The 12,410-nt window shown below is 57.4% G+C and carries 10 protein-coding genes; 4 read left to right on the top strand and 6 right to left on the bottom strand.

The genetic code is table 11. From position 1 onward, the window contains the following. The first annotated feature begins 21 nt into the window (after positions 1 to 21). A complete protein-coding gene (locus tag VOM14_RS18735; protein WP_327630222.1) occupies positions 22 to 399 on the top strand; it encodes a RidA family protein in 378 nt (125 codons plus the stop codon). A gap of 52 nt (positions 400 to 451) precedes the next feature. Here the strand turns inward: VOM14_RS18735 and VOM14_RS18730 are convergent, their stop codons facing one another. Then, a complete protein-coding gene (locus VOM14_RS18730; RefSeq protein WP_327630308.1) occupies positions 452 to 742 on the bottom strand; it encodes a 3'-5' exonuclease in 291 nt (96 codons plus the stop codon). A gap of 413 nt (positions 743 to 1,155) precedes the next feature. On the opposite strand from VOM14_RS18730, the gene VOM14_RS18725 reads away from it, so the two are divergent. Next, positions 1,156 to 2,601: a CHASE2 domain-containing protein gene (locus VOM14_RS18725; protein WP_327630221.1), complete on the top strand. Its 1,446-nt coding sequence runs from the start codon at positions 1,156 to 1,158 to the stop codon at positions 2,599 to 2,601. Positions 2,602 to 4,355: 1,754 nt separating this feature from the next. After that, the gene (locus VOM14_RS18720) at positions 4,356 to 5,147 is read left to right on the top strand and encodes an 8-oxoguanine DNA glycosylase (RefSeq protein ID WP_327630220.1); all 792 of its coding nucleotides are present in this window, start codon (positions 4,356 to 4,358) and stop codon (positions 5,145 to 5,147) included. 10 nt (positions 5,148 to 5,157) lie between these two features. Here VOM14_RS18720 and VOM14_RS18715 read toward each other — a convergent pair whose 3' ends face one another. From VOM14_RS18715 to VOM14_RS18705, 3 genes are read right to left on the bottom strand one after another with little or no spacing between them, the layout of a single operon-like run. After that, a complete protein-coding gene (locus tag VOM14_RS18715) occupies positions 5,158 to 5,769 on the bottom strand; it encodes a hypothetical protein (protein WP_327630219.1) in 612 nt (203 codons plus the stop codon). A gap of 40 nt (positions 5,770 to 5,809) precedes the next feature. Next, the gene (locus tag VOM14_RS18710) at positions 5,810 to 6,406 is read right to left on the bottom strand and encodes a 7-cyano-7-deazaguanine synthase (RefSeq protein ID WP_327630218.1); all 597 of its coding nucleotides are present in this window, start codon (positions 6,404 to 6,406) and stop codon (positions 5,810 to 5,812) included. Beyond that, positions 6,403 to 7,596, bottom strand: a complete 1,194-nt coding sequence (locus VOM14_RS18705; protein ID WP_327630217.1) for a PfkB family carbohydrate kinase — start codon at positions 7,594 to 7,596, stop codon at positions 6,403 to 6,405. Before VOM14_RS18705 ends, VOM14_RS18710 begins: the two co-directional genes overlap by 4 nt. A 947-nt stretch (positions 7,597 to 8,543) precedes the next feature. On the opposite strand from VOM14_RS18705, the gene VOM14_RS18700 reads away from it, so the two are divergent. Continuing rightward, a complete protein-coding gene (locus VOM14_RS18700; protein ID WP_327630216.1) occupies positions 8,544 to 9,197 on the top strand; it encodes a hypothetical protein in 654 nt (217 codons plus the stop codon). 599 nt (positions 9,198 to 9,796) lie between these two features. Here the strand turns inward: VOM14_RS18700 and VOM14_RS18695 are convergent. Beyond that, entirely contained in the window at positions 9,797 to 10,399 is a 603-nt protein-coding gene (locus VOM14_RS18695; protein WP_327630215.1) for a hypothetical protein, read from the bottom strand. Positions 10,400 to 10,505: 106 nt separating this feature from the next. Continuing rightward, positions 10,506 to 12,116 (bottom strand): hypothetical protein, encoded by a 1,611-nt coding sequence (locus VOM14_RS18690; protein WP_327630214.1) that lies wholly within the window; start codon positions 12,114 to 12,116, stop codon positions 10,506 to 10,508. Positions 12,117 to 12,410 lie beyond the last annotated feature (294 nt).

The following is a 12,410-nucleotide window of genomic DNA, read 5'->3' as shown; positions in this document are numbered from 1 at the left end:
CCTTTCCCCTATGAGGACAGGATGAAGAGAATTGAGACCGCGCAGGCACCGGCAGCAATTGGCCCGTATTCACAAGCCATCGAGAAGAATGGATTTCTTTTCGTCTCTGGACAGATTCCATTAGACCCGGCGACCGGTGAGATTGTGGGCACCAATGCAGCCCAGCAGATTGAACGATGCTTGAAAAGTTTGGCTGCCGTCGCCGAGGCAGCCGGAACTTCCCTTAGTAAGACCGTGAAAACCACGCTATTGCTGACCGACCTTGCTGAATTTGCGACCGTAAACGACGTGTACACGCAGTTCTTCTCAGAGCCGTACCCCGCTCGCGCGTGCTACCAGGTCGTGGCGCTGCCGAAAGGAGTTCGCGTCGAGCTGGAAGCGATTATCGCCATGGACTGACCTGCTCATTTCTGCGCAATGGCCCCACGTTCGAGTAGGGGGCATCTCCGTCTTACGCAGACCATTGGAGAACCCCGCGTTTTTCAAGTTCTTTGACCACCTTCTTCGGCGTTGTATTCGGCACGCCGACAATGAGAAGGTCTTCTGCTCGCGTGGCTGCCACGTAACCGATGCGCCCGTCTTCTGTGTGCATGCCACCTAGCAGTTTATTGAGGTCTGCTGTCCGCGCTGCGAATAATACGGCTGGAATGCCTTCGCCCTTGGCTTGGTGCACGGTATCCACTCGTATCTTGGTGCCATCGCCCTGCGCGAGGTCTGTCTTCCAAAGCGGTTCGTCGCTCAGCTTCGCAACCGTGAGATTGTTGACCTAGGTGGCGGACCTTCGATAGGCCGTGCGAACCTCAATTTCAGCGAGCAGCGACGCAAGGCTATTCTTCAAAAGGGGCTGGCAGTTCCTCTTGCCGGACAATTGCGTGTCGGGAAGGCCGTTTATGAGGCTACGCACGAAGCCCCAGAGTAAGCGGCGAAAAATCTTTACTTCTCCTGCCGCGGACGCGTGAATGATGTCATGAAACAGATTGCTTTGCGGAGCATTGATTAGCCTGACAAGTCCGGATGCTGCATGCTCGAATGATGTTGCGATGTACCAGCTGGACGCGTCTCAGCCTTCGAATGCGCAATAGCAGGTTAAGATTTTGAGCGCGGTTACCGAAACGGCCGGATTGGTGTGCGATGGCCCTGCCCAGTGAGGTCCCAATGACCGACGAAGTTCAGCTGCCTTCGAACCAGCAGTCCCCTGCGTCGACCGGCGGCCCGCCGACTCCTCCACAACCGTCTCCTTTTCGTGACGGACACGCCGCTGAACCCGAGAAGAAACCCGGACAGTCCGTTGCGGTCAATCTCGCCTACGCCGTCGTCATTACGGCGCTCATCCTCTGCGCGAAGACATTTTTCGAATCGACGGCGCCCGGCCGTCTAGCTGAAATCGGAGCATTCGAATTTCTCGAACAGCGAATCTCCAACTTCACGGGTGCTCGCTTGCCCGTGGTCGTCCTTGATATTTCGAAACTCGCCGGAGGAGGCACCGACGCCGCCAACCCTGTACCAACGTCTCGTCCAGCCCTGCGGGAGATAATATCGGCTCTGGTCGACGCGCATGCCGCAGTGGTTGGTGTTGATATCGACTTTGCGCCAGGCCCCGCCGGATGGATAAGCCGCGCCGAAGACCCCGGGTTCTTCGACTATTGCCTGTCTGTGAATCAGACCACCCGCACCAAAATCAGGTTGGGGATATTTAGAACCAGACAAGCTAGTCCCGACGGCTGGCTTGGTCTGCCAAAGTATCAAACGCTCGCGGCCGACCTCGCCGGCACGCACCCGGAGGCGTTGAACAGCATGTATCGAGCAGTTCAGTGGGTGGTAAATCAGGAAGGGCACAACAAACTGCCCTCGTTGGGTTACGCCATGGCCGCGGACTATTTGCAGAATTCCGCGGTTCCAGACGCACCAAGGTGGCTCAGACCATGGTTGATTCAACAGGAGGCACCCAATGAGTCACGGTCGGAACCCTCGCCCGAGTCGCAGACCCAATCGAAATCAGAACACGACGAGGACGAGCCTCACGGACGACTCGTCAATTACAGCAAGCTTCAGCAGTTGCAAACCGAACGGCTGCGCACCCTCCACCGGGTCAGCGTGGTAGATGCGCAAGATGACTTCACGGGCAAGATTGTTATTCTGGGAGACGCGACGCAGCGTAACGGCGCAGACGTGTTCATTCCGCCCGGCGGGGATTTGACGCCCGGTGTGTTCTATCACGCGAGTGCAGCTTATACGTTCGCGTTTGAACCCCTTTACGAGTTTACTCCGTTCACTCGAAATCTGCTCGATATTGCGTTAGGTCTACCTTTTTTCGCCATAGCCGTTTTCAAGGGAAAGCAAACAAAACACGCCGGGGATGAGCATGCCGAAAAGCGATGGGAACGCATTGAGAAAGTCACCATTTACGCGTCGGCAGTGGCCGTAATCTTACTAGGATTGGCTTTCATGTTGCGCTGGCGCATTATGTGGCTCGACTTTATTCTGGTTATTGCGGCGCTGGCCGCGCACCCGTGGTTGTCCGGAAAGGCAGAGGCACTCGGGGACTATCTGGTCAAACGCAGAGCTAAAGCACGCAGCGTCGCTGAGGTCAGCCAGTCCTAATGCAGAGTGGCTTGGCTTACGCAAAGGGCGCACTGTATTTCGGGCTAATTCCCAAACTGCTCTCGTGGGAGGTAGAGAATGCGTTCTCTCATCAGTGGCTCGCGGCTGTGGCTAATGCTCGCGCTGGCAGTCCTCAACGGCTCAGCGCAAGCATCACCAGTTGCAGTGGTAGTCGATGCCGCGGGCGGGCATTGCAGCGTTAAAGAATCACCGCAGAAAGCCCCTCACGTACTGTCCGCCCACGAACAACTGGATGCCGAGAGTGAGGTGCGCTGCGAAAGCGGATATTCGGGAACTGCGAGGTACACGGCGACCGACGCGTCGTTCGTCATAGCTGGGGACTGGGCAATAGTTGGGAACCCTGCTCCTCCCGCGGCGGGTATGCAAGGAGCAAGCGGTCTTGTCCCGTTGGGCAGGCAAGCGACTTTGGAAGCTCCTGCATCGGCTCCAACCATGTTTGCCCGTGCGGCGGACCCCAAGAGTCAAAAGCCGCTCAAGCTGTATGTTGAGCCTTCATCCAAGTCCCAGATTTACGCGACTATTCCAGCCGCTCATGCTCCACTTCCCGTGACTGAAAGTAAGCATGGATTCTACGGTGTTGAGATTGACGGTCGGTTCGCATGGGTGGACGCGTTTGATGTCACCATAAATCGGCCAAGCCAAGCCGCCTGTTCCGGCACAGCGGGGATGAGCAGCGCTGGCGCGCTCGGAGCAGCCACCAACCGATGCGGGGCTTCTGGAGCAGCTGCGGCTGGAACCCGAAATTAGGCCGAAAAAGCACCCGACCATTGTTGGGTCGCCCATTCATCAGCCTCTCTATCGCGGCCTCGTCTAGGGCACTCTCTACAAATTTCGACTGGCAGCCGCCTCGACGGAATTTTATTCTGTGCTTTAAGGAATACGGGACGCTCCCCGCAGCACGGCATTTCCGTGCATATTTTCGCGAGGTCAGTATGTGCTTACTGTCATTAAACCGATTCTTGCTGCCAATTACCGTGTTCCTGCTCACCTGCCCGCCTGCTTTCGCAGAAAATGTCGCAGTGATTGTTGAGGCAAACTCCGAACACTGTGTTTGGCGTGCGAATGTGTGGGACGCGCCTCACGCTTTGCATACCGGGGACGGACTCAATGCGACAGACGAAGTGCGTTGTGATGAAGGCTTTCGGGGAGCAGGGCGGTACCTTGCAAACAACGCGATATTTGAATTGACCATCAACTGGGCACCAGTCGGTGTTCCCTTGCAATGGCAGAATCCTGGCGCGAATCCCGTTTCAATGATGGGACGTCAGGCAGCGCTTGAATCAGCATCGGGCGTGGATTCCTCTATCCCCGGTGCAGCAGCTATAGCCCCAGCTCGCTCCGGTTCGGTACTGGACAGCCTAAAGAGCAATTTGATGAGAAGGTGGTAGGTTATTCGCCGCTGCCCTCAGCATACACGGACAGTTCCCGCCCGCTGGGCGGCGAATCTCTGCTCGCCCAAATCATCTGACGTTAAAAGCAAATCAAGTCTGGTTGGGAAACCGGTGGACGGCTTCGCATGCGAGTGCGCCGCTCAGAGAGGTCGCAGTTGTCACTTGAAATCAGATAACCCGCGCGGTGAGCAAAGCCTGACGAGCAACTTTTTGACTGTGTCTATAATCCATTGCAGTTCGAGGGCGCTTTCCCCGAGTCGCCTGCCGGACTGATGTATCATGCGACGCCTCGCAGACTTACCAATCCGCGCACGCCACATTCACCAGACGAGCACCGGACCGATGCAGACCATGTACGCCCACATCGCGGGAGAACTCCGCGAGTTAACTCTGCCACCTGTAACCCAAGAGGTTCTTCCTGGAATCCAGTGGGGTGCGTTCGATGAGTTAATGACCCCGGCATACTGGCGTGGCCAGGCGTGGCAGCATACGGAGTCTGGCACGTTCTGCGACTTCCGCCTCGGCCGCTCCCTTGTCGAAGAGGTTGCTGCGTGCCTGCTCGGAGGATGGGGAATGCCCGCCGAGCTGGCCTTGGCTGCTTATTCTCGTGTCCGCGAAAGCGACCTCTTGCGTGCAGGCGTATCGGCAGACGAGCTTGAGGAAGTTTTAAGCGAGCCGTTTATGGTCCGGGGCCGCTCTCGTAAATACCGGTTTGTTCGACAGAAGTCGCGGTACCTGAGTGGCTGCCTCCAACGGCTAGCTGGGTTCACGCCTCCTGAGGACGACGTTGCGTTTCGAGACCTGCTGAATGAGCTTCCCGGCATTGGCCTCAAGACCGCCTCATGGATTGTCCGCAATATGCGACCGAAGAGTGAGGTAGCGATTCTGGATATCCACATCCTACGTGTCGGTCGACACCTCGGGTTGTTCCCAGAGAGCTGGCAGCCTGAAACGCATTACAGACAGCTTGAGGCGAGCTTCATTCAGTTCGCTCGGGCGATAGAGGTGTCTGCAGCAACTCTGGACGGTCTCATGTGGGACCATATGCGTCAGCTTTCCTCCATCTTGCGCAAGACACGTCCGAAGGCGGAACAGCTCGACCTTTTCTCAAGCGACGCGGTGAGCGTCCACTGAGGCTCGCGCCTCAATTGCCCCGTATCGGCAGCCCGACGGCCGCACCACCAACTGCGAGCAGTTGCTCACTTGCCGGCAACGCGGCAACGACCTCGTTCCCGAGAATCCCGAGCGGGCTAAATCCAAGACCGAACCATTCTGCCGCAAGCGCAAGCGTCTGCAGCATTGCGCCGGCATCGCGCAAGATGAGCGATTCGCAGTTCGCATAGGCGGCCTTCGGCCGGCCCAAGTCCGCGATAAGCGCCATGAAGGCCCCGTTGGCTTTTGGAAGGAGGATTCGGCATCTGCCAAGCCACGTCGCATAGGCTTCCGCTGAAAATGCCAGCTTATCCAGTGTGCAGGCCTCGACGTTCACGCGATAGACGGCCGAGTCAACGAGAATCACCACCGAAATGGGATGGAGCGCGCCAGCTGAAAGAGCCGGACGACGGCTGCGCTGCATCCCATCACCTTGTTGCCAATAACGAGGCGTAAGCGCAAAGTGAAACATGCCGACCAGCGCATCAACCGGCGTTGGTGCCAGAGCGCGTGTCGACCGTCGTCTCTCGAACACGTCGGCAAACGACACGTTGGCCGGAGCGATAAATGTCCCGAACGGCGTCCTGCTTTCGACCGGCCACACGTAGTCAGAATATGGACCGTCACGAAGCGGCCGCGGGTCTTTAATAGGGCGCAACGCCGAGTTCCTCGAGAGTCTCGTAGTGCTTTCGGCAACCACGGCACATTCCACAAGCCTCATTGGCAACGTGACACGAATGCGCCCATGCCAGCAAATCAGGCGGGACCCTGGAGGTCTTGATAAGCTCAGCACCCGTCAGGGCGATGGCTGGCGCCTCAAGCGCAATCTTGCCTTCCTGGCAGCCAAGCAGTGTGTTCATCGCTGCGATGAACTCCGGCTTCCCGTCCGCATGCAACCCGTCTGTGCGCAGCGTGCCGATGAGTAGCTTGTTCACGTCAACGCTGACGGCTCTCATTGCCGCCAGCGTGACGAGCATCTGGTTGCGAAATGGCCACCACTCGGATACGGGCGCGAGAGTCGCTGGAGCGCACCCGGCCATGTCCCCACTACCAAGCGCACTCAGGTCCGCCTCAATCACATGGTGCTCGATGTTGAGCACGTCGCACACCTCGGCGGCAGCGCGCACCTCGGCTTGAGCCGCGCGCTGGCCGTAGGCGACCGTGATGCCGACTTCGGGGCGCGTCCAATATGCGATTGCGACCGAGTCCATGCCGCCGGACAGTAAAAGAGCCGTTCTCATGTCTTCCACGCAGTGTGGTGCAGAGCCGTCACAAAATCGAAGAAAACCTTGCTCTCCGAGCCGATGACCATCTTGAGATTCTCCTCGCTGACGGCCTGGGCGAGCGCGTAGACGGGCGTCCCCTCAGCGCGTGCGTAGCCAACCTCGAAAACCGTCCCCGCGTCGAGGCCGTCGAGAATCGCGAACACGCGGTCGCACTCCTTGAGCGCCTTGATATCGGCCGGGCCTACTTCGTGGGCAGGACCAGGGCCAACATCATGGACTGGGGAGAACACCTCGAGACCAAGCTCGGTCAGGCAGCGTCGCGCCTCATCAACGAGCCAACGCTGACCGAGATTAAAAAACGGGCTCGCGAGATAGACCTTTCCGGGAACAGTGGTCGCGGGAACACGTTGAGCCTTCTGCAGTTCGGGCATCGGCTCAGGCGGAAGAGCCATGGTCTCAGCGTAGCTCGCTACCGCCCGCGAGGCGAGTTCTGCCGCGACGTCCGGCGCGTCGTGATGGACCGCCCAGCGACCCGCAAAAATCGCTGCGAAAACGTCACCAGAGCCAACCGTCCAGACCTGATTGCTTTGATACGCGGGGATGTGAGTCTTCGTGCCGACCGACGTATGGACGAATGCGCCCGCAGGGCCCGACTTGACCACGACAACTTCAGCGCCGCGAGCCAATAAGTTAGCGGCCGCGACGTCCGGGTTTGCATCTTGGCCCATGGCGACAATCTCGCTGCGGTTCGCCACAATCGCGAGATGCTCGGCCGTACTTCCATTGTCGCCGAACGGCTCGGGATGAAACGCCGACTGAGGGTCGTAAACGCACCACTTCGCATTCACCCTAGCTGAGCCTTCCAGCATTCCGAACCGCAACACCGCTTCGGCGCCGACGTCAATAGGAGCAAGCGGTGGGATACGAGCGAGCGCCGGTCGAACGACTGGCGTGGACATGCAATGCACGTATTCAAACGAGATTCCGGTCGCTGAGGGGTGCGCGACAAGCTCGAATTCGAAGAATTCGGCGGTCTTATCGAACTCTCGCGCCACGTCGTCCCGTGCATACGTGTGCAGAGTAACCTTGTCGACATGCCCCGAAAGTGCCGTCGCAGCACGCCCGCCGGAGCCGAAAATTTGGTCCCAGACCGGCCAGATACACTGCTCGTGGTAGACGCCGCCGACTACAAGAATCTCACTCATTTGAGCTTCACCCGGACCGTGCATGTCCCACCTTGGATGCTCAGCACTTCGGCGACGTACTGGCGACCATTCTGAATGCAAGCGATGAACTGCAGCATGGAGCGAGAGGTAATGGACCCGACAGTGTTCCCGTTGAGGTCTTTTGCAACCAGCCGCGGTGGCGGTCCAATCACGTCGACCTCCAGCAAGTCACCCTGCCGGATGCTACGCAAAACGCCGGGGTTGACGGAGTTGAGTGTCGTCACTTCTTCGATGACACACGGGTCGGCGTCTCCTCCGCCGGGGCCTCCCCCGCCTCCCGTCGTATTCGGCGTCGTTACAGGAGCCTTCGGTTCAGGCCTCCAATCGCCACCGCCACCACCGCCACCAGACATACGGCCTCCCTGAATTTCTTGACGTTTGTTGGTCCATCTGGCTCAGCTGGAAAACTAGGGCATTCATCAGATGGGTTCGGAACAGTCATTTTTTCTTAAGCGAATACAGTACGTCAATGATAGTTTCGCTCCTAGCCGCGAAGACCGCGCGAGACTTAGCGCCGCCGCCCATCGGACAGCGAAGTCGCTCAGCGGCGCGCATGCTAAGGAAGAGATATCCCTCGAATCCTCTGGTAGAGGGTGACAGCGCACGAATCGGTAATGCCGGAGACGTAGTCCGTTGCAAGCACCGCCCGCTCGTAGTGTGAGGCGGCTGCCACCATAGTCGGGTCGAAAGAAGTGAGCCGAAGAAGCGTCTTTGAGCGGACAGAAGCCGCTGTTTTCCGTTCGGCCAGGTCGTCCATCGCTCCGATGAAGGCAAAGAGCAAGCCCCCGATGACTTCAAAGCCGCAAGCCTCAACCTCAACGACTGGACGGCTGTTGTAGACCTAGGCTCTACCGATTTGCTTGAACTTCTTGAACCCAGTAGCCGTGTCGATGTGTGCGGACAGTTCGTCGTCGAAAGAGCCTGTCATGATGCCGTCAATCCTTTTGGTAAAGACAGCAACGAACGCATGGGAGAATACTCGGGCCCAAACTGACCTCTCCTGCCCAGCTTCGATGTCCAATCAGCTTCTCATCACTGAAATGACCCCCGACGGTTGGTCATGGACGCTCGCAACGCGTTGTAGCGATATCCTGCACAAGCTAGAACTCGAGTATGGGCCGCGTGACCGCGCGTACACGTTCGTCGGAGTCGATTTTCATGGCGAGCGGCCCCACATCTGGTATCCGGGGAACCGACAACACGTGGCCATCCGGCTCTCAATGTCAGCTTTGGACGACATTCCACGTGCTTTCTACCAACTTGCGCACGAATGCGTTCACTTGCTTTCGCCAAGTGTTGAGCATCATGCTTCAGTTCTTGAAGAAGGACTCGCGACGCTTTTCGCGGAAACCTACGCCTTACGCGCCTACAACCAGCATTTCAGTCCATCAATCAACGGATATGCTCGCGCGGCTTCCGACGTTCGTGAACTGCTGGGCTTCCACCCTGACGCTATATCTGCGCTGCGTCGCGTCGAGCCGGCGTTCTACAAGATGGACGCAGGCACGTTCGCCCAGGCAGGGCTGGTAAGGGCGCCAATCGAGTTGCGTGAGCGCCTTCTGACCCGTTTCATCGATTAGCCTCGCCCGCCTGCTCCGCTGGTTCGCATTACCACCTGCATCATCGCGGTGGCCGACCTATGCAGATTGCGACGATTGCAACGACGACCAGTGCTACGCAGCAGACGAACATGACACCGCCCATCTGATGAGCATCAAGCTGCTCAACAAGCGCGCTGCATGCGTCAATCAAGCTGGTTGCTTTTCTTTGCATCTCATCTCTCACGAAGGTTAAGGCGAAAAAAAAGCCCGCTGGGAGGCCCAGTAGGCTTTGAGTTCATAACAACGTAAACGCAAAAACCCGCATGCTTAGCGCTATGCGGGTTCGTCGGGCGAGCGTATCCCTTGCTTAGGAGCGAGCCGCTTTCCCGGGGCTCAATTAGAACAATTTGCCGCAATACTCTGCCGGTGCTCCGAAAACTCCAAAAGAGGAGCTGAAGCAAGCGCGTCAAGCGCATTCGGCATTCTGACCTTCAAACCGTAGACGCAACTTGGCCCACGACTAAAAATTAGCTCAGACCTGTAGTTTTGTACAGTACATTGAGTTTGGTTCGCATAAAAACAACAAGAGCACCCTTGATGTGCTCCTAGATTCCAAATGGTGACGTCGTTCAAGCAGATTACTCACCTGCTTTTGCGCACAAAGTGCGCTGCTTCCGATATACAACCGTCACGCTTGTCTCAAGCGGTGCCGTGCGCGCCGGGGTATCACCGAGAAAGTCCGCTGCTCCTTCTCGGTCCTTCAAACGCGAGGGCTCGACGCGATTACCTGTGTTCCGAAGGGAAGTCGATTCGGTTTCGAAGACGGCTGAAGTCCTGTCAGCGCCAGAGCGAGTTTGCGGCTTGGTTCCTTTGGGTATCGGGAGCCGGTCGGTGAAGTTTGCCTCATCGAGAATTGCGACTGCCGCAGCTTCAGTGACGCCCAGGTTGTCCACGATGGCAGCAACCTGATTGCTTCTTCTGCTGTTGGCCTGTGGTTGGGAAAGTTCTCTATCCCAGACGGTCAAGGGGCTTTCACCGGAGGCCATCAGTTTATAAAGTTCGTGTGCGTCTTTATAATCAAAGACTTTGGCCAGTAACTCTTGGGCATGTGCGCTGGATATCACGTCTTTCCCGACCAACACTCTCATCCGTTTTGCTTGCTTGAGAAACCAGTCCCAAGACATTGGGACGAAGGCTCTGATACGGTTGGACGAACGTCGTCCGGATTCTGCGTTCGACATAAGTTCTCTCATATTTTTTGATGCTTTCCTCGCGGTCAACTTTCGTCGTGAAGCCACGTGGCGCGGACCACCGCGAGAACAAAGCGTTGAATTGATGAGGCAGCGGTCAAAGACCAAGTTGGCGGTAGCTCTCGAGAAAACCCGGTGGTCGATGCTCTAGCTGGATATTCAGCATGTTGAGCTGGGTGTATTTCCAGGGTTCTGCCAGAGGGTCTATTCCGCAACCGAAGTCCACGTCATGCGCGAGAAACATCAAGTAACCCGCGGCGGCGAGTTCTTCAATCAAAGTTCCCGCCAGGGCACGCAGCGATTCCACGCTCGCCTGTAGCTGCGACGAGACTTGATGGGCCGACGACAGTGCCTTCGCGATGCTCTTCGCTGCGTCATGTACGCGGGCAGCTAACTCCGCCATGGGGCCGTCGCTTCCATGACGGGACCGGTCGGGCAACTGCACGTCCACGTGCTGAGCGCCGCGTACAAGTTCGACAAACATACCGGCACTCGCTACCGGCAGCTCGAACGAAGGAGTGTCTTCGTACAACAGCAAGCGGCTCGGGTCTTCCACCTGAAGAGCTTGGGCGACAGCCATAAGCAACGCTGGAGACACGTGCTTCCTATGGTCCATCGTTCGCACATCGCGGTAGCTGACCCTAGCTTTCTTCGCGAGTTGACGGTGGTCGAGTCTCTGCTCCTTCATCGCCGATGAAAGAGCCCGGTAGTCGACCTTTGCGAACCATAACCCTCCCGAATACCCTTGCACGTCACGAACGACATCTCCGACGTCCTGCCTTACCGCGGCGCGATACTGGAGGTAGCGGGCCCAGAGAGTTGCGCTAACAGCTTTTAGCTCACGGTCGGTTGAAGTGACCGTGGAGTCAAGCCATTCAGGCTCCAGGTACAAACGAGTACTCCGGCCTTCAACCGCAATGCGGCAACCGACTGGTTCCATCCCACTGCACACCTCGTCTTCGAAAAGCTGAAAGAGAGTTGCTTCGGCGGCGGCTTCGCATTCGGCAAGAATCGGCACCTCAGCGACAATGCGAAACGTGGCTCGCGCGATTGGAGCCATGCCTCGGGGTAACAGGCCGCCTGAGACCAGCATGGTTGGCCTAAGCTGGCTGAGTGTCTCGACTACTTGGAAGCAAGTCTTGCGAAGGACGGTGTCGCTCATCGCACAAGGAGTAGCCGGAGCATCGCGATTTTCTTGGGAGATGTGACGGAGCGTCACTTCAAACCAAGGAGAGGTTTTTGGCCTGATATCCAAGCCAAAGCCCGAGCGAGACCGCTTCATGTCGCATAAGGCCGGTTCGTTGTTACCTTGAGCGTGTCCCACGATTTCGTAGAGTGCCCTGACAGCGTCTCCGATATGTCGAAACCGCAAAATATTGGCCGTGTCTTCTTCAACAGAGATTACGAGCTCAAAAGCATTGACCGCGGCACCGGCGCCTTGTAGCCATTGCTGATGATTGCTGTTGCCAGCCAAACGTGCGAGTAGGTCCAGTATCTTTGTGTGCTTTAAATCAAGCCCGAATCGGCGCAATCCCTGTGCGAACTGCCTGGCGACAGCGGTCCGATTGTCGCTGTCCGCAATACCTAGTGTTGAATTAAGGGAACTCGCTTGCTCGAGCGAGACTTCGAAGCCGCAGTCGGCCAAGAAGGATTTAATGATGCTCTCTGGATTAAGAGCCGCCGCGCTTGAAGAGGCGAATGTAGCCACGACACAACTCCGTTTGGTTGTGCCCACATCAGGTAATCGAGAGGCGTCGCGCGTTGCCGTTGGCCTGAGGCGGGCAAACGGGGTTGAAACTTATCGAACGTTTGGAAAAGAAACCTACCGGATTTGCCGTACCAGCGATGTGGTTGCGCGACTGCAGGCTCCGGGTATGCCGGCCGTTATCAGACCATATTCACGACTTGAACGCAATATCGAGATTATTCGGAAGCGTGGATGCATGGCCACGGGCGCCGGACGCGAAGCTTCTTACCTCGACCGGCCACAGTTGTGGTCCCT

It is taken from the genome of Paraburkholderia sp. MPAMCS5 (assembly GCF_036016995.1).
Lineage (GTDB): Bacteria > Pseudomonadota > Gammaproteobacteria > Burkholderiales > Burkholderiaceae > Paraburkholderia.
The sequence above is the reverse complement of the archived record's forward strand: the minus strand, read 5'-3'. Positions and strand labels throughout refer to the sequence as shown.

Excerpts from the sequence above, each read along its gene's own strand:
- VOM14_RS18735 (WP_327630222.1), top strand. The coding sequence starts at position 22 with ATGAAGAGAATTGAGACCGCGCAGGCACCGGCAGCAATTGGCCCGTAT.
- VOM14_RS18700 (WP_327630216.1), top strand. The coding sequence starts at position 8,544 with ATGATGCCGTCAATCCTTTTGGTAAAGACAGCAACGAACGCATGGGAG.
- VOM14_RS18720 (WP_327630220.1), top strand. The coding sequence starts at position 4,356 with ATGCAGACCATGTACGCCCACATCGCGGGAGAACTCCGCGAGTTAACT.
- VOM14_RS18695 (WP_327630215.1), bottom strand. The coding sequence starts at position 10,399 with ATGTCGAACGCAGAATCCGGACGACGTTCGTCCAACCGTATCAGAGCC.
- VOM14_RS18705 (WP_327630217.1), bottom strand. The coding sequence starts at position 7,596 with ATGAGTGAGATTCTTGTAGTCGGCGGCGTCTACCACGAGCAGTGTATC.
- VOM14_RS18725 (WP_327630221.1), top strand. The coding sequence starts at position 1,156 with ATGACCGACGAAGTTCAGCTGCCTTCGAACCAGCAGTCCCCTGCGTCG.
- VOM14_RS18710 (WP_327630218.1), bottom strand. The coding sequence starts at position 6,406 with ATGAGAACGGCTCTTTTACTGTCCGGCGGCATGGACTCGGTCGCAATC.